We start from the raw sequence: 18570 nt of genomic DNA on the forward strand, positions 1-18570 counted from the left end.
ATTATGATATTATTTTGTTCCATAATGATATTATAGTTTCATTCTGATAAAGTATACTTAAGTTATATTTAGTTCAGCTTTTGCACATATAAAATTTTGACTTAATATAAAAAACTTGCGTCGCAAAGCTTTTGAAAATAGCAAAGTTCAAATAACAAAGAACAGATAAAGATGATTTCCCTCGTACCTCAGGAAATCTATAATTTTAATATTTCTGACGTTAGGAAGAAAATTATCCTTATTTGATATTTGAACTTTGTTCTTTATTCTTTAAAAAAATTATGTTGCAATTTTTTAAACTGTGAAGTTGAGTATTTAATTTTGTTTTTCAACTTTACTGCTGTACAAATTCAAATCTATGCCATATTTGCTTATTTTTCTATATATAGTAGCCTTGCCTATTTGTAATAATTTAGACGCCTTCATAGCATTTCCCTTACAATATTGAAGTGCATTTCGTATACACTTCTCTTCTACTACTTCTAAAGGCAATATTTGTTTTGGTAAATCATTATTTATTGGCGCTTCAACCTTAACGCTCTTGCCCATAAGATACTTTGAAGTTATCATAGTTTCCTCGCAGAGATAATACGACCTTTCCACCACATTTCTAAGTTCTCTTGTATTTCCCTCAAAATTATACATTTTCAACTTTTCTATGTAGGATGGATTTATATACTTGGGATCACACGGATTTTTAGCATTAAGCTGGCTTACAAAATACTGTGCTAAAAGTTCTATATCTTCCTTTCTATCTCTTAAAGGAATAAGATGAATGTTCATAACATTAAGCCTATAATAAAGATCCCCTCTAAAATTTTTGCTTTTCACCTCATCTTTAAGCATTCTATTCGTTGCTGCAATCACCCTTACATCAATAGATTTTTCATAATTACCACCTACTCTAACTATTTTAAGATTGTCCAGTACTCTCAAAAGCTTGGACTGAATATCCAGTGGAAGTTCTCCTATTTCATCTAAAAATATTGTACCTCCTTCTGCTAATTCAAATTTCCCCGGATTTCCTCCTTTTGATGCACCTGTAAAGGCACCCTTTTCATATCCAAATAGTTCACTTTCCACTAATTCTCTAGGTATTGCAGCACAGTTTACAGCTACAAAAGGTCCTCTGCTTCTATTACTGTAATTATGAATAGATTGAGCAAATACTTCTTTTCCCGTACCACTTTCACCTTCTATAAGTATATTGCAGTTTGTCTTCGCTGCTTTTTTAGCCAGTTTTATAACAGTTTGTTCTCTTTCATTTTTAGTAATAACGTCATCAAAAGTAAAAGAAGCTTTATATCCAACTACATTGTTTACCATTTTATGTAGATCTTTAGTATCTCTAAGCGCAAGTACTAGTCCTATAATTCTCCCTCTCAATTTTACAGGAACCAAATTTATAACACATCTTATCTTATTACTATTTATATAAAAGCTGCAGTCCTGGGCTTGTTTACTTTCGCCTGTAAGCACTACAGTTTTCAATAAGTCATCCTTTAGTATATCATTTAAATAAGTTGTATATAATATTTCTTCTTTAACTCCCAATATCTTAACGGTTGTTATGTTTACTTTTTTTATTAAAAGATTTTCATCCGTAATTATGAGGCCATCATAACAGCAGTCAAATATAGCCTGAAGCACAAAATATGATATATCGTATTCTAGTATACTGTCCATATCAATTCTGCACATGTTATTTACATCTTCTAAGAAGTCTGTGTCTTCCAATTTATGAACTCCCCTTCCAGTATTTAAAATTTTGATAATAAGTTAAAAGAACTAGTATTATTATGATATAAAAATCCCATTATTATTATATTGATACTAATATTTTATCATAATGATACTGTTTTTAAATAGTTTACTGATATCTCAATAATAATTAACTGGCATAAAAAATGCTTTAATAAAACAATGAATATATGTTTGAAAACCATTTTAATAGCCCTAAAACTAAAACTCTTTAAACACTATTTCTAATTAAAAATAATTCAGCACATTTAATCCACTGTGCTGAATTATTTTTACAAAATTTTATCACAAAAATTAAGACTTCTTGCCCACATATATATAAAATTCACTATCATCTTGTGTATAACTAGAAACAAATCCTCTTTTCTGTGCAAACTCAGCTAATTTTTCTATATCTACAAGTGTATTGGAATCTAACTTGTCTTCTATTTTACTGTGACGTAAATTTATTACGTCTTTACTTTCTATATGAGCTATGACAAGCTTTCCTCCTGATTTTAATAAGCTATAAGATTTTTCAAAGAACTTTTCCTTATTTTTAAAGTGAGGATAGCAGGAATAAGCCACTATACAATCATAGCTTTTGCTGCTCTCATATTCCAAAAAATCAGCTACCTGGAAATTTAAATTAAGGTACTTATTCTTTCTTTTAGAAACTTGTATCATATTTCCTGCAATATCAAGCGCAGTTATGCTGCCACTCTTTCCTACTTTTTTCTCCAGATAAGGTATTACTATTCCTGTTCCGCTTCCTATATCCAACACTTTTTCTCCTTCAGTGAGACCTATGCTTTCAATTACATGATCCACCTTTTCCCTTGGATGGCAGCACATCGTATCCCATTTTTCAGCTACTTCATTAAAAAATTCTTTATCTTGCATTTTTTATTCCCACCTTACCAACATTTTTTTCAAGTATAGTTACTATAATTGGTATAAATATAAGCTGTATTATTATGCCCGGAATTCCTGTAATAAACAATCCTGAAACTACAGATATAAAATTAAAGGGCCTAGTCATAATAATATGAAGTATTAAAAAAGTTCCAATCATGCTTACTATTCTACCACCTATCATCCCTAAAATTAAGGATGTATATATTTTAAATTTAAATTTATTATATAAAACAGATATTAAAAATGCATATGCAGCCAATTCCACTATCATCACATATAAGTACGGTATTGGCGGCATACCTGTAAACAGTGAACTCAACACTGGAGCTACTATACCTACCATAACTGAATATTTAGGTTCAAGTAAAAAACCTGCAATTAATACTGGAATGTGCATTGGAAGAAAAATACTTCCTACATTATTTATACCATGAAAAAAATATGGTAATATCAATGCTATTGCTACGAGTACCGCAGCTCTTACTAATTGTACTACATCTTTATTCTTTGTCATTTTAAAACCCCCATTAATAGTTATAATGTTATTAAGCAAAGCAATTTTTATGCCAACTTTTACAATAAATTTGTTTAATTGTTAAATTTCCATATAAACCCATATTTGTAGTAAAAGTTTGTCATATCCATATTCCAGAATATAATTCAATTTCAAAAGAGATTTGCTAGCTTTTTTATTGTAATTAGAGCATTTGCCGATAAAACTACATGACCTGCTTTTATAAAAATAATAGTAAAAAATCTATGCAAATATTAAATTTATTTACATAGATCACATTTTGATAACAGATCAAATAGTCTGGTATCGTAATGATAAAAATAGCAACTTATTATCATTACGATACCGCATTTTTATCATTATGATAATAAACTAAAATAATATATTGACATTTCAAGCATACTTAATTGGCACAAAAAATGCTTAAATTAAGATAGTGAATATATGTTTGAAAAAACATTTTAATAACCCTTAAACACTTAAACCCTTAAATGTTATTTCTAATTAAAAATACTTCAGCACATCTAATCCACTGTGCTGAAGTATTTTTATCTGATGGCTACCTACTGTAACACTCCCACTTCTATCAAAGTGGGAGCTAACAGTATCTACGCCCCTAGATAATTCATCTAAACTTAGTGGGAGAAACCGAACTCCCACTAAGTAAGATTCATTGATAATTATATATCATACAATACTACACTGGTTATTAAAAATCTTATTTCTTTACCATATCAGCCTGCATCTCTATAACCTTCTTATCTGTAAGAGGAAATAACAGCAGTGCTATAATACATACAACTGACAAGACAGCAGGTATGCCACTCATTAATAATCTAATTCCATTAACTGCATAAGGTGTTACATTACTTTTTTGAAAACCAACCGCAACAAGTCCAAACCCAAGAACAGCACTCCCTATAGTTGTACCTATCTTTGGTACAAGTGAAAACAATGTCATCATGAAAGGCTTTAAATCCTTGCCAGTTTTCCACTTAGTATAGTCTACAATATTTGAGTATAAAGCTGATTCACTTGCATGTGAAAATGAATAGCCTATATATCCAAGGCACATAACAACTGTAAAAGATATAGCTGTTTTGCCAAAGAAATATGCGGATCCAAGGCACAATCCATATACTGCCATACCCAAAATGTACATATTACGCGAACCTTTTGCTAGTCTACTTATAAAAGGTGTAATGAAGGAACCAAAAATCATTAAGAATGTGCTTAAAGATAAAAATGTGGTAAGCATTAATTTACTACCCGTTACATACGTATAATAATATGCCGCAAGTCCTGTAATAATGAAGTAAATTGTACCTTTACATGATGCACCAAGAAGATAAAGAAGAAAAGGCTTTGAAATTGTATATTTTATCATTTCCCATATTGATGCATCATATTGATCTTTAACTTTTCCAGATTTATCTTCTAATGAGGTAATAACATCATACTCTTTTGCCGCAAAGAACAGCTGAAAAAAGCCTAAAAAAGCCATGACACTTAGTAATAATGCAAACATGGAATAACCGGTGGACTCACTATTTCTCCCAAAAAACGCTATCAATCCAACACTGGTTAAACTAAATAAAAATTTTCCAGCTGAATTGCACATTACACGACAAGCTGAATATGAAACTCTCTCATCAGGAGTTTTAGCCATAAGAGGTAGTATACCCATAAAGGCCGAGTAAGCTAAATTGAAAAATACATATCCAAGAATGTAAGTACCAGCAAACCATATTGCCCTACCTGATGCAGTAAGCCCTAAATCTGTGAAGCTTAACCAGCGGAATAAGGCTGCAAGTACACCGCCAATAATTAACCACGGACGAAATTTTCCGCCTTTTAACCTGCCCTTTTGCAGTACTATACCACATATAGGTATTGAAATCATGTCAACAATACTGCTAAAAGTTAAAATTGTTGCCATTATTGCTGTTTCAACCCCAACTGCAGAAGTTAAAAATATTGCCCAGTAAGTAGTAGTTACCATCGTCATCATTGTTGTAAAACCATTGGTTACACCATAACGTAAAGATTTGACAGTATAAACAGATTTCTTTTTTTTCATAATATAACCTCTCTATTTGCCTAATGTTGCTAATACAACAGCTTCTACGTTCTCGCGTTTTGCATTTGGTGGAACACTGCAACCTGAATTCATAATAAAACCACCATCATCTTTAAATAATTCTACAAGATCCCTGGCATAATTGTAACAGTCTTCAGGTGTACCAACAGATGTAAGTGCCGGAGGTACGTTGCCTGTAATGCACATTTTATCTCCAAGTATTTCTTTAATCTTTCGAATGTCAGTTATATGATCAGGGTCCCATACACATGAAGCCTTAGGAAATTCTGCAAAATAGTGTAGAAACAATTCCCAGTTTCCATCCATATGCAGCCAGGCTTTTACATTTTTTTATGCATCATAGGTACCAACTTTCTATAATACGAAAAGTAGAATTTTTCAAAAACTTTTGATGATATAAAATCACAACCAGCACGAGTTCCGCCAATGAAACCATATGCACCAGGTATGGCATCTATCAATTTAGCTGATTCTTCTACACATTCATCCTCTACGATATCTAAAGCAGCTCTTACTTTATCTGGAATACGATACAAATCTCTAAAAAATTTAGGCAATTTACGTGCACCACTTAACACTTCAAAAGGTGGGAAAGGTAACATTCCCCCTGCCCTGCCAATGTTTTGTTTACCAAGAGCTGCTACTTTTACTTGCAGTTCCTTACCATAATCCATATCTGGTTTTGGCAGTACATCAGGATCAAATCCAATTCTTTTTAATAGTTCCTGTTTCAAATAATTCCAGCCTTTATTTATGATAATATCATAGTCTTCTTCAGTCATCGGTCCCTGTTCACTAATTTGCCAGAGCGCATTTTCGGGCAATTCACGACCAGGTACTTTCATTTTTGCAAACCACTTAGCTGCAAAACTTTGATGTTTAGTTTCCGCTGGCATTCCAAGGGAAACCATTGGTGGTGAATCTATTTCTTTCAGTATAGGAAGCTTTGCAGCCTTTATAAGATTTTCATCTACCAACCTGGGTCTTCTCCAGAAATCAGCCATAACCATTGTTGGATCTATAAAATTATAATAACAGTGTCCAGAAAACAATATTGGAATTCTATCTGGTTTTTCCATATTCAGAGCAGCCATCATTCTTTTATTACATATTTCAGTCATTTCTTGTGGAGTCATTTTATTACACCCCCAAATTTAAATATAAATTTATTTTAAAATAGTTCTATTCATTATCTTTTTTCAGCAAATGGTCTTTCCTCCGTTTTTGTAAAAGCTAATACCACACAAAGAATTATAGCAATCCCTAAAACACCTACTGCAGCAACATTCCACGCTGCCTTTGGGCCAGTAATTCCTAACATTCTGGTAACAGCTGTTAGCGCAAAGGGAGATAAAAATTGTCCAAAGCCCTGTAGTGCAAAAAGAATACCTGTTGAAATTGCTGCAGGTGCTGATGAACTTTTAATAACTTTAAGAACAATTTCCGGATTAAAGGTTCCAAAACCAAGTCCATAAATAACTCCTGCCACACAAAACAGTGAATATGTGTTTACATTTACTAGTAAAAGAAATGATAAACCTAGGAATCCAACTCCGAAAACAATAGTGAATTTCTTAAATATTTTTGTTATAATTCTGCCATACATCATAGATGCAATAAAAGAACCAACAGTAAATAGCGTAAGCACAAAGCCAGCTTGAGCAGCATTTCCTATCTTATCTGATACCATAACTATAGATACATTTGTCATAAAGGAAAATGTCATAATATTTAATATCATATTTAATAGCGCGATTATATAAGTATTAACAGTCGCCTTTCCTTTCGAAACAGATGTTTCAGCTTGAGTGGATTTTTTTTCTGGTTCTGGAAGCATAAACATTACCATTAAATATGATGGTATCATAAGCAAAAATCCAAGAAAAGCATATCTCCAACTATACACAGCTAAAATACCGCCAACTACTTGAAATATTATACCAGAAACAGCCCCCACAGATGTCTTATATCCCATTAGTGCATCTCTTTCTTCACCTTCAAATAAATAAGCTATCATAGATGCAGCATAAGGAAATAGCATTCCATGGCCAGCACCAAATAAAACCCTGGTAAATAATATTAAAGTCATACCTCCAAAGAAAGCAGGCAAGATTCCAATAAACATTAGAATAAACGATAAATATATTACCGCCTTTTTGGACATAAATCGCTCGAGTTGTCCAGGTACCAAGGAAAATATAATCATCATCAAAGACGGTATAGTCGAAATCTGTTTAACTTCAGTGGCACTTACATTAGGAAACGCCTTTGCTATTTCACCAAGTGCCGGTGTGGTCATACTTGTTGTATATAACATGGCTGCCAAAGTTAACACAGCAACTTTTACTGTTAAACCGTATTTTTTTTCACTCATATTCTTTTGCTCCTTTTCTGTATAATAATTTTAAAAATTATCAAACTCCTGTTATATAAAATGCTTTCTATTCTTACTTACCCATTGCAGCTGCAATCATTGCTTTAACGTTTTCAGGTTTTGAATTAGGAGGTACACAGCAGCCTGCAGCCATAAAGAATCCCTGTGATGAAAATTCATCTACAAGTTTTTTGCTGTAATCGTATACTTCATCTGGTGTTCCTAGTGATAGAAGTGATGGTGCAACATCTCCCATAAAAGCCATACGTCCGCCAAGAAGTTCTTTAGCCTTAAATATATCAGTTGAACTGTCAGGATGGAAAATTGCCCTGCCCTTAGGAACATCAAGGAAATAGTCCAGAAAACGGCTCCAATCCAAATCTAAATGAAAATAAATATTAGATCCTTCCTCAAGAATTACATCTATATTCTGCTTCATGTATTTCCACATATAGCGGTCAAAATCTTTCATAGATAAGAAATCTCCTGCTCCACGGCCTCCGCCTACAAATACAGCAAGCGGTTTTTTCTCACGTATTTGTTTTCTTAAATCATTTAACTTATCCACCATAAATGCATCAAATGCCGCTTCAACTTTCTCAGGCATTCTATGCATATCCCTCATCAATTTAGGTATGGTACGTGCTCCACTAAAAACAGTAAACGGCCCTCCTGCTACTGCAGTTGTTAGTATGACACAACCTGCATCTGTATATTTTTTTGCAATTTTATCGGCAATAGTACCATAATATTTCATATCATCACATGAACTTTTCAGGTTTTTTTCGCAGAAGTCTTTAAAAAAGTAATTCCAACCTTTATCAATAATGACATCATAATCTTCTTCAGTCATTTTACCAATTTCATCTATTTGCCACTGTGCATCATCTTTAAGCTCACGCCCAGGTACCCTTGAAGCTGAAAGGTAAGCTAGTCCGCTTGTTGTGGGCAAACGAACTGGAGTAATGACACAATCTATATCCCCTATGGACTTCAATGAATTCACTACTTTGTCTTCTGCTGCCTCATTGTCTGTTACAAATTCGCACAGCTTTCCACCTGCATATCTTAGTAAAAATGCTCCTGCGTGGAGCATAATAGGTGTTCTGTCCGTTTTTTGCATTGCAATGTTCTTTTTGATCCTTTCCAAATGTTCATTATATAATTCCTTATTACTTTTCATACTAATAACACCCCCACATAAATTAGTAAAAATATAGACTTAGTAACTAAAAAACTTGAAAGTTCTTCGATAAAACTCACTTCAGTTTCCTTTCACATCAATGCTACCAAAATCCGGATATTTCTACAATGTTACAATTTGAGAAAAAATAATCAAATTGTTGCAAACTTTTACAATTACAATGTTGTTAAAATCATACATATCAACTATAATTAAATTAAATTATTTACATAAGGGAGATAATTATGTCAGTTCTGATGAGTGAAATTGTTAATAACTTATTGAAATACAGCCCTGCTTTTAGAGTTAAGCACAACTCCTATGTGAGATGCTGTAAGTTTCTCAATAACAATGATTTACCATTAGACTCAAAAGATATATATTTAGCAAGTATCTCTAATCTGCCCCGAAACATTTCTTCTAACAAAATTGTTAATTTACTACTTCTTACCAATAAAGATGTACCTAACTATTTGAAGGATAATCCTATGGTAAATTACATTGCAATTAATCAAGATATAAGCAAAACAAAAATCTTTAACGAACTCCAGGACTTATTTTTCCACAATGAATATAAAACAAATTGTGCTGAAAAACTGTTTGATGCTTTAAACAAGGAAAAAGATGTCCAACAAATTTTGAATATTTGTGCAGAAATTCTTGGAAATCCAGTGCTTTTAGCAGATTCATTCTTATATTTAATTAATTATTCAGGTTTTGATGATAGTATAGATGAGCCCGTATGGAAGAATTATATTACAACTGGACATATACCATTAGAATACATAAATCAGCAAAATTTAAACTTGACAGTACAGAACAGCATAGCTCCAGACATTATGTGGAATACTAGTACTTTAAAACACAAACAAATTATTGGAAGAATACGTTTAAATAACACTTTAATTGCTTATCTGAAAATATTAGAATATAACAAAAAAATCACGAAAAGTGATATAATGATTATCCCTACAATTTGTAACACTCTAGCACTAGCAGTAGAAAAAAGCAAATACAGTTTTTTTATACCTGAATCTCCTATTGAAACATTAATGATACATTTGTTAAAAAAAGATATGATTTCAGAAATTTCTATTGAAGAAATACAAAATCAATTCATAGCTAATCAGTATACTACTTACTACATTTTGAGTTTTTATGTAAAAAATGATATTTCCGATTTAACTTTAAAATTATACCATATGAAAGGATTAATCAACAGCATTTTTCACCACTACCACACAGTTATATATAATGATCATATAGTTACACTAGTTACTAAAAAAAGTCCTAAAGAACCGATAATAGATAGTTACCTACATAATGCTTTTATAAAATTATTATCAGATAATCAAGTTGTTGCAGGTGTAAGCCGATGTTTTCACAATATAATGGAAATTTTTAAATTTCATATACAGTCAATTAAAGCTGCCAAACTAGGATACAAATTAAATAAGAAAAATAACCTATATTTTTATAATGACTATGCCGTCTATCATTTGCTTGAAGCCTGCTCTTTTAAAGAAAAACTTGAGGAATTTTGTGATCCTTCTATTTTAAAATTGATTAATGATGATAAAGAGAATGGGACATCTTATGCCCTCAGTCTTTATACTTATATTCAAAATAACTTTGATATACAAAAAACATCGTATTTTATGAATGTACACTATAATACTATAAAATACCGTCTTCAAAAGATTGAGGATGTCTTAGAAATTGATTTAAAAGACAGCAATGTCGTATTTCATATTAGCCTTTCTTTTCGTATTTTAGGATTCCTAGGGTATTTTAAATTGTAAGCCATGGTTTGGAAAATCTTGCCAAGTGAGAACCTATGAGAAAAAGTATGCAAAATAGAATAAGCTTTCTATGATTTTATCATAGAAAGCTTATTCCATATTTACATAAATCTATGGATACTCCCACATTTAAACCTAATAATCTCTTGATATTTCATATTCTGCATCTTCAAATAATTTTTTTATATTTTTTACCGATAATCCACGGCTTTTTTCAGTATTGGATATACTATCTCGGGGATTAGCACCTGCTTCAGCATACAACTGATTTACTCCACAAATTAAACTCATCTGAATGGTCTCATGTGCATTCATAGCCCTATGAGGTCGTGTAACTATTCTTGTAACTGCCGCAATTTTAGAAAGCTCAACCGATGAAATTTGACCCTTTTCATACAAAGGAGTGCCTTTAACCGGTATTCTTCTCATTGCAGCCATAACTCCTACATTATAATCTCTAGCTCTCAACATTTCATCAACTATTTCCTCATAACTGTGCTCTGGGCCAATAGGTTCTACACAATAGTATAATTCCAATCCTGCTTTTTTTATTGAATTGAGAGTTTCAATTCTAGTTTCAGGTTTAATAGTTGTATCTATTCCTTCCCTTAAACGTTTAATGTGGTATGCTCCAGTAAAGCCCACCTCTTTTAATTTAAGTGCTGTAACGTAGTCAAAGTCCCCAATATTAGCTACCAGCCTTATATTATCTGGCAAAATGCTTCTTACATTTCTTGCTATATTCAAGAAATCATTTATTGGATAGTCAGCAGTTGTCATTAGGAATAAGTCATTAATACCTTCATTAACAATAGCTTTAGTTTCAGATAGTATGGAGTTTATATCCTTTCTCCATGTACTTTCCATAGTATAATGGTTTTTACCCATGGAACAAAATTTACAGTTTACAGGACACGGTTCTGCGTTTAATCCTATTTGGGCAAATATAAAAGCCTTGTTATTAAATTCAGAACGTGTCATTTCGTTTGCAAGTGATATAATTTTATAAAAGTCACTGGAATTGTTTTTTACATTTAACAATGCTATTGCCTCTTCTTTATTAAGTAATTTTTCACTTTTAGCATCATTAAGGATTTTATCTATAGTCATATAGATACCTCCAAATCATTAAAATAAATAATACGAAATGATATATTTCTATTGGGCTGATTTGTCATTACTAATAACACTTTTTACTTCATTAAGAAATGTGTCAATTGTATTTTTATAGTCTTCTAATGTTGAAACCCAGGTACATAAGCATTGATAACCATCTTCAGTAATTTTAAAAATTTTTTTAGCTGGACCAGAATCATTTGTATCCCAACTTGATATAATGAGTCCATTACTTTCCATAGTTTTTAAATGACGATATACTCCTGTGGGGTCAGGTTTATTTCCATTGAACATGGCTGTTTGTGCAATTCTCTGGATAATCTTATAACCGTGTAATTCTTCTTTTACAAGAGCTGCAAGTATAGCAGGCTGAATCATTTTATCCAAATTGCTACCTTTACATGGACACTGCTTTAAATTGTTCATTAGATCACCTCCTGTATTAGATTACATCTAATAATAAATATAATTATACTATTTATATACTTCATATACAAATTATCTTAACAAGCTAAACTTTATATAGAGTAATTTTAAAAAAATTTGACTCTGAAGAAATAAATTAGTAAAATTATAAAATCGACATATAAAAATTTAACAGAGGTAAAAAAGCACAAGAAAGTATCGACCTCAAAAGGAGACATATGTAATGAGTGTACCATCATCAATAACTGAATTTGTGGGAACAGTAAAATATGGAGATACATTAGGTCTTGTTATAGCAAATGTGGATAGTTCTTTGCATGAGAAGATGGGATTAGATAAAAGACATCATTCAATAGGAATTATAAGCAACAGGACAGGAGCAGGTTCTCAAATCATGGCTGCTGATGAAGCAGTAAAGGCTACTAATACAGAAGTTGCGAGTGTTGAACTTCCAAGAGATACAAAAGGTGGAGCAGGACATGGTTGTTTGATCATACTTGCAGCAGAAGATGTATCTGATGTAAGAAGGGCCGTAGAAATCGCCCTTAGTAAAACAGAAAGAAATTTCGGAGATGTTTATGGATTTGATGCAGGTCATATTGAATTGCACTATACTGCAAGGGCAAGTCTTGCTTTAAACAAAGGTTTTGGCGCCCCTGTTGGAAAAGCTTTTGGAATAATTGTAGGTGCTCCAGCGGGAATTGGTGTAGTAATGGCAGATACTGCACTTAAAACTGCAAATGTTGAACTTGTTAGTTATTTAAGTCCAAGCCAAGGAACTGCTCATTCAAACGAAGTTATCATAACTGTCACAGGAGATCCAGGTGCTGTAAGACAATCGGTAATTGCTGCTAGAAAGGTAGGATTGTCTATTGCCAGATCAATGGGCCAAAACCCTGTATCTACTACGGGAAAACCTTATATCTAATATAGTTTTTATACTCATTTTTAATAAGACATACTTTTTGAGTAAAAATTCACTCAAAAGTATGTCTTATCTTACTTTAACATTGAAAGCATATAATCAGGAATATTCTTATTTTTACCACCTGGAAGTTCCATTGTTGTTACTTTAGGCTTTCTGGTTGATAATTTCATGGTTTCGTCTTCACCTTTCGAACTCATAATCCTTAAAAGCCAGTTATCATTATCTACAAATTCATAATCATCACGTATGTGTGTACCCCTACTTTCCTTTCTCATAAGGGCAGCTCTTACACCTGCTTCTGTACAAGTTAAAAGATTTCGAGCCTGTACTGATTCTATCCATTCATAGTTATAAACTCTATTTTTACTTTTAGTACTCATTGCGCTTATGTCATATTTGTGTATTTTTAAAATTTCATCTAAAGCTTTTGTAAGTCCCTCTTCATTTCTTCTAAAGTTGAATCCAACATCAGCCGTTTTTTCTATATTTCTGTGTATTTTTATAGGACTAACTCCTTCTTTTCTTTCAAGAGGTGAAAAAATATCTTTAATTATACTATCAATATTGGTATTTTTCATACTTGGCTCATTTACATTTTGTATATATTTGCAAGCGGACAATGCTGCTCTATAACCCTGTACAAGCATTTCAATAAGTCCATCTGCAACCCTCATAGCTCCAAATACACCACTTGTAGTCTCACCAGCTGCATAAAGTCCTGGTACTCCAGTGTACATATTTTCGTCTACTTCAATGCCGCCCATGCTGTATTCACTGCCAATACCTACTTCCCATGGAATGCCCTTTCTAATATTTTCAACAAAAGTATCCAAGTTGTTTCCTTGATAGAATCCTTTTCTATACCATATGTTCATTAATGGTTCAGCTTTTTTTAAAGCTTTTTCATAAATATCAAAAGGTACATTGGAATAATCAAAATATACTCCTCCATTTGGAGTTCCTTTTCCTCTTGCAATTTGATCTCCATAATAATACGTAAATATAAGCTTTCCCATTTCACTTTCCTTGGCCATTTTAAGTAAATTTTCAGGTATATTATCTAAAATTGATTCTCCCTTACCATTTTTAACAATAGGCATTAACATACTGGAGTGTAAGAAGGGATAAATTGAACCTTTATATACTGATGGTGAAAGGGCAACTGCTGGTATATATAATAAAAATTCCATATCTGCAAGCTTGGCTCCTGCACGGTATGCCATAGCCATTCCATCGCCAGTCATATCGGAAACAGTACATTTAAAGGAATAAGGCTGATATCCGCCAGTAGCTAAAATAACTGACTTTGATCTGATTTCAATAATTTTTCCTGTATATACTTCTATGCCCACTGCACCTACAGCTTTTTTATCTTCCATTAAAATATCCACTGCTATAAAATCTTCTATAACATCAATACCACCTGCTTTTGAAACTCCATATCGGCAGCCAACTCCCACAGCTTTACCCGAGCTTATATATCCTTCTTCTCCAAAAAATACAACCTTGTGTCCTGCTTTTTCAATCCACTGTTTAAGTTCCCAGCAGCACTCATCACAATCACTTACAAACTGCTCAACCATATTTTGATCACTTAAATAAAAAGACTGTTTTACAATTTGTTCAAATAATTTTCCCTTTGTATTTTTAGGATCTGCTTCCTTGAGTCCATATTTATAATATGCTGTTTCTCCATCCATAGAAAATCCTGCCCCTGCCATAATGGCATTTCCGCTTTTTCCAAGCTTCCCTTTTACTGCAAGTAGTACTTTTGCTCCTTTTCTCGCAGCTGTTACAGCTGCCATTGATCCTGCTCCAGAACCTCCAACAACTAATATGTCAGTATCAATTATCTTATCTATTTGCATTTTAACAGCCTCCTATTTTTATAACATTTTTAAATTAAACTTACAAATTTTATCACCTTTTGCAATACAATAGGGTCTTTCCAGCTTCATACCAAAAGCCTCAAATAAAATATGATCTATTTCACAATATAGATGTCCTAGATCCATACCAGCTTTCCCATATTGTGACCATACATCTCCCATAGGGCAATAAGTAATTTTTGATTGATCATTATCTGAATATTTCCAGCCATTTGAAGGCATGTCTCTAACAGCAGCATAGGTTCTGGGATTGCTTAAATCCAAACCTTTTTCTTTTGCTTCAATTTTCATCGCATCTACCCTTGCCTTACCAAACTTCTTAACTGCAGATGAAATTGCATCCTTTCCGTTTTCTTCTCCCATTCTTTCAACCATTTCCTGTGCCATAAAATAGTATAGTTCAGCCATAAGCTTTGCAAATTTAACTGCTGGTTCCTCACTACTTTTTAAATTACTCATTTTATTTACCCCCTCTTATATTTTTTATCTGATGGCTACCTACTGTAACACTCACACTTCTATCAAAGCGTGAGATAACAGTAGCTACGCCCCTAGATAATTCATCTAAACTTAGTGGCAAACTCCCACTAAGTAAGATTCATTGATATAGTAACCAAATCTTTTACTTTTTTTCTTCCTTTTAAAGGCTCAAGGACAATTTCATCGCCCTTCTCTATTACATGTGTGCATGCAAGAGAAGGAGTACCATCAACCATAAGAGTGCATCTTCCACAAATTCCATGGCCACAGGCACTGTGTTTGTAATAGCTCAAACTGCTGTCACAATGTTCCTGGATATAATCGAGAACATTCATTACAGTCCACTTTTCTTCAAAAATTACTGGAACATCAAAACAGTCATAATGTTCACCTTCTTCTACTGTTGGTTCAAATCGATATACTTTTACTTTCATTTCAATACCTCCGATTAATAAAAATTTTTAAGTATAAATATTTTGTAGTTCGTAATAATTTATCAAAAAAAATTTGTTTGAATTCAAACAAATTTATATTATAAAGACTTTGCTAATCTCCTTAAAAATTTAATAAGAAATTCTTTTTCCTGATCATTTTCTGTTGCTTCCAAATATTTTTTAGCAATTTCATAATCAAACTTCATATGTTCTTCTTGAATAACTTTGCCTTCATCAGTAATTTCAAGATTAAATGAGCGTCTATCCTCTGGACTTATAACTCTCTTTACAATTCCACGCTTTTCAAGACGATTTATAACGCTTGTAAGTGTACTATTAGGAACTTGCAATATATTAAGTAAATCCTTTATCTGTTTTCCTGGGTTTTCTGATACTACTCTTAGAACTCTAAAATCAAGCATAGACATTTTTTTTGTTTTATCTGAATAATCATTTAAAAATTTGCTGTTAATCATTTTATATACGAGTTCATGTATAGCTTTATCAACAATTTTAATATCCTCATCTTTTATCATAGTGTATTTTCTTCCTTACTTCGTAATATTTATATCATGTAATAATACTAAAACATCTTATAAAATTTGTCAAGAGAATTATATGATTTTTCAGATCAATTTGTTTAATATCTTCTACCTATCAAAAATAAAAGATTTAACAACCCCAAAATATTCTCTTACACAATAATTAGGCAGAAGCAAATAGTTTACAGGTGCAGGAACACCTTCAACTTGAAATCCATATCTTTTAGCCAAAAACTTAGCTCTAAAAACATGAAAATTACTTGTAACAACAGCCAGCTGTATATTTTCCCTACCATCTATTTTCTTCAAAATCTCTCTAGTATATTTCATATTTTCCAAAGTATTTTTAGATTTTTCTTCCTTTATTATATCTTCATTCTTTACTCCATGCTGAACAAGGTATATCCTCATAGCTTCTGCTTCCGATATATCTTCTCCACGTCCCTGTCCCCCTGAAGCAATAACTTTTATACCTGGATTTTGTTTTATATATTTAAGTGCTTCTTGAGTCCTCTGAAGTTGAACTAGAAGCATATTTCTTCCGCTAATTCCCCCACCTAAAATCGTAATATAATCAGGCTTCTTATTATGACTTTCATTAGCACTTACCAAAATACATCCTTCAACAAAAATAAATGAAATAACAATTATGGATATAAAAACTTTTAAAACTGTCAAAAATTTTTTCACCACTTCATTAAAATTATTTTCATGAAACCTTATTTTATAAATTCCTAAGATCACGCAAGCAATTCCTAACATAACAAAAAATTCTGAAAAATTCACAAACCTGCTAAATACTATAAAGCAACTAATAAAATATAATATGTTGATTATTCCAAAGGCAACTAGAAAGTATCCTATACCCTTGTGATTTTTTAAATTTTTCACCCTAAACACCATCCTAAAACATAATATTTTATAACCTAGTTTTTTGAACCATCTATATCATTAAAATTGTAATCCATCATATCCCCCCAAAATTACATTCACTAGATTTTTTATTTTTACACATTTCCATTATATACTATATTAAAGCAGTTATAATAGCAAAAATATCTAGAATATAAGTCAACTTTTCAATTAAACTTTCTATACTGATACTATGGGCATTGAAATTGTTTATAGTAACTTATATTACTTCTATTAAATTATTATGTTATGCACCTGTTACTTACAATAAAAAGGAAGTGATATGTTATGGAAAATACCTCTATAGAAATACCTGCTTCAAAATGTTTCTCCGCTACTAACTTAAGCCCTAAAAATATTATACTAAACACACTTTTTACTGGACTTGAGTCTGATAAAGATTATAAAGGTTATATCTTTTTTGATATTTCTAATTGGTTAAAGGATTTTCATATTAATTCTATAATTTTGAGATTATATTTAAAAAAGTTAAAGACATTCTCTCTGAGTCCTAATCTGTATATATCAGAAGTGGACAAAAATATTTGTGAATTAAATGAATGTAGTAGTCCACAAACTCAAATATCCTATACAGTAAATAAAGATTCTCATGGATCTATTGATATAAATATAATGGATCTATTTTATGATAATAATTTTGATACTATAAAAAATAAATTATTTATGTTAAGTTCTAATGAAAAAGAAAAATCACTTTTTATATTTGGCTCAAATTCCACGGAAGATGATAAATTAAGTCCTAAATTATTAATTACCTGCTGTGATAAGCAACCTAAAGCAATCAAACATTTTATGGGAGTAAAAGAGTATCATTGGACTTTTGATTTGTATAAAAGTACAGTTTCTGAAGTAGTGAATACTGAAGACATCAATGAAGGTACTTTTTTCATTACCAATGAAAGTAATTATCCAGTTGCTGCAGCAGTACAAGTTAGTGGTAATTTAGTGAACTGGGTCACTGATACAAAAGTTTTAGTTAATCCCCATACTACAAATGTTCTAATTTCAAGGTACTATGGTAAATACTCTAGATTACTTTTACTTTGTAAAAATAATGCTCATATAAAAGTATCCTTTGTATTTCAATTTTTCAAATAATTTTTATATGGCATTTATTTATACTGGGAAACATCCTGATAAATTTGATTTCAATTTATCAGGATGTTTCCCAGTATAATTTTATTTGAAAA

18 protein-coding genes are annotated in these 18570 nt (G+C 31.7%); 3 read left to right on the plus strand and 15 right to left on the minus strand.

From position 1 onward, the window contains the following. Window positions 1-315 precede the first annotated feature (315 nt). The 8 genes from CLJU_RS11160 to CLJU_RS11190 all read right to left on the minus strand — a co-directional run bounded on the left by CLJU_RS11160 (window position 316) and on the right by CLJU_RS11190 (window position 8830). Entirely contained in the window at window positions 316-1701 is a 1386-nt protein-coding gene (locus tag CLJU_RS11160; protein ID WP_041705441.1) for a sigma-54 interaction domain-containing protein, read from the minus strand. 354 nt (window positions 1702-2055) lie between these two features. Next, window positions 2056-2643 carry a class I SAM-dependent methyltransferase gene (locus CLJU_RS11165; protein ID WP_013238919.1) on the minus strand — a complete coding sequence of 196 codons (588 nt, stop codon included), beginning with the start codon at window positions 2641-2643 and terminating at the stop codon, window positions 2056-2058. Further along, window positions 2633-3172, minus strand: coding sequence for an ECF transporter S component (locus CLJU_RS11170; RefSeq protein ID WP_013238920.1), 540 nt, complete (start codon window positions 3170-3172; stop codon window positions 2633-2635). The genes CLJU_RS11165 and CLJU_RS11170 overlap by 11 nt, the downstream gene beginning before the upstream one ends. Window positions 3173-3890: 718 nt before the next feature. Next, entirely contained in the window at window positions 3891-5252 is a 1362-nt protein-coding gene (locus CLJU_RS11175; protein WP_013238921.1) for an MFS transporter, read from the minus strand. A gap of 12 nt (window positions 5253-5264) precedes the next feature. Beyond that, window positions 5265-5579 (minus strand): uroporphyrinogen decarboxylase family protein, encoded by a 315-nt coding sequence (locus CLJU_RS21340; protein ID WP_049781886.1) that lies wholly within the window; start codon window positions 5577-5579, stop codon window positions 5265-5267. Between the two features lie 14 nt (window positions 5580-5593). Next, window positions 5594-6409, minus strand: a complete 816-nt coding sequence (locus CLJU_RS21345; protein ID WP_049781887.1) for a uroporphyrinogen decarboxylase/cobalamine-independent methonine synthase family protein — start codon at window positions 6407-6409, stop codon at window positions 5594-5596. Between the two features lie 53 nt (window positions 6410-6462). Further along, complete coding sequence (locus CLJU_RS11185; protein ID WP_013238922.1) at window positions 6463-7647, minus strand: MFS transporter; 1185 nt, start codon at window positions 7645-7647, stop codon at window positions 6463-6465. Between the two features lie 73 nt (window positions 7648-7720). Further along, window positions 7721-8830, minus strand: coding sequence for a uroporphyrinogen decarboxylase family protein (locus CLJU_RS11190; protein WP_013238923.1), 1110 nt, complete (start codon window positions 8828-8830; stop codon window positions 7721-7723). A gap of 245 nt (window positions 8831-9075) precedes the next feature. On the opposite strand from CLJU_RS11190, the gene CLJU_RS11195 reads away from it, so the two are divergent. Continuing rightward, window positions 9076-10632, plus strand: coding sequence for a PucR family transcriptional regulator (locus CLJU_RS11195; RefSeq protein WP_013238924.1), 1557 nt, complete (start codon window positions 9076-9078; stop codon window positions 10630-10632). Between the two features lie 135 nt (window positions 10633-10767). Here the strand turns inward: CLJU_RS11195 and CLJU_RS11200 are convergent, their stop codons facing one another. Both CLJU_RS11200 and CLJU_RS11205 read right to left on the minus strand, forming a co-directional pair. Continuing rightward, window positions 10768-11742, minus strand: a complete 975-nt coding sequence (locus tag CLJU_RS11200; RefSeq protein ID WP_013238925.1) for a biotin synthase BioB — start codon at window positions 11740-11742, stop codon at window positions 10768-10770. Between the two features lie 48 nt (window positions 11743-11790). After that, a complete protein-coding gene (locus CLJU_RS11205; RefSeq protein WP_013238926.1) occupies window positions 11791-12174 on the minus strand; it encodes a helix-turn-helix transcriptional regulator in 384 nt (127 codons plus the stop codon). A gap of 223 nt (window positions 12175-12397) precedes the next feature. On the opposite strand from CLJU_RS11205, the gene pduB reads away from it, so the two are divergent. Beyond that, a complete protein-coding gene (gene pduB, locus CLJU_RS11210; RefSeq protein WP_013238927.1) occupies window positions 12398-13102 on the plus strand; it encodes a propanediol utilization microcompartment protein PduB in 705 nt (234 codons plus the stop codon). 71 nt (window positions 13103-13173) lie between these two features. On the opposite strand, the gene CLJU_RS11215 is transcribed toward pduB, so the two are convergent. The 5 genes from CLJU_RS11215 to CLJU_RS11235 form a co-directional block, all read right to left on the minus strand. Further along, entirely contained in the window at window positions 13174-14970 is a 1797-nt protein-coding gene (locus CLJU_RS11215; RefSeq protein WP_013238928.1) for an FAD-binding protein, read from the minus strand. A gap of 18 nt (window positions 14971-14988) precedes the next feature. Next, window positions 14989-15450, minus strand: a complete 462-nt coding sequence (locus CLJU_RS11220; RefSeq protein WP_013238929.1) for an L-2-amino-thiazoline-4-carboxylic acid hydrolase — start codon at window positions 15448-15450, stop codon at window positions 14989-14991. A gap of 128 nt (window positions 15451-15578) precedes the next feature. Continuing rightward, entirely contained in the window at window positions 15579-15905 is a 327-nt protein-coding gene (locus tag CLJU_RS11225) for a 2Fe-2S iron-sulfur cluster-binding protein (RefSeq protein ID WP_013238930.1), read from the minus strand. Between the two features lie 98 nt (window positions 15906-16003). Then, window positions 16004-16441, minus strand: a complete 438-nt coding sequence (locus CLJU_RS11230) for a MarR family winged helix-turn-helix transcriptional regulator (protein WP_013238931.1) — start codon at window positions 16439-16441, stop codon at window positions 16004-16006. A 114-nt stretch (window positions 16442-16555) separates the two neighbouring features. Continuing rightward, window positions 16556-17338 carry a YdcF family protein gene (locus CLJU_RS11235; RefSeq protein ID WP_013238932.1) on the minus strand — a complete coding sequence of 261 codons (783 nt, stop codon included), beginning with the start codon at window positions 17336-17338 and terminating at the stop codon, window positions 16556-16558. 309 nt (window positions 17339-17647) lie between these two features. Here CLJU_RS11235 and CLJU_RS11240 point away from each other — a divergent pair, with 309 nt between their 5' ends. After that, complete coding sequence (locus CLJU_RS11240) at window positions 17648-18478, plus strand: DUF6385 domain-containing protein (RefSeq protein ID WP_013238933.1); 831 nt, start codon at window positions 17648-17650, stop codon at window positions 18476-18478. Window positions 18479-18570 lie beyond the last annotated feature (92 nt).

This window comes from Clostridium ljungdahlii DSM 13528 (assembly GCF_000143685.1).
Lineage (GTDB): Bacteria > Bacillota > Clostridia > Clostridiales > Clostridiaceae > Clostridium_B > Clostridium_B ljungdahlii.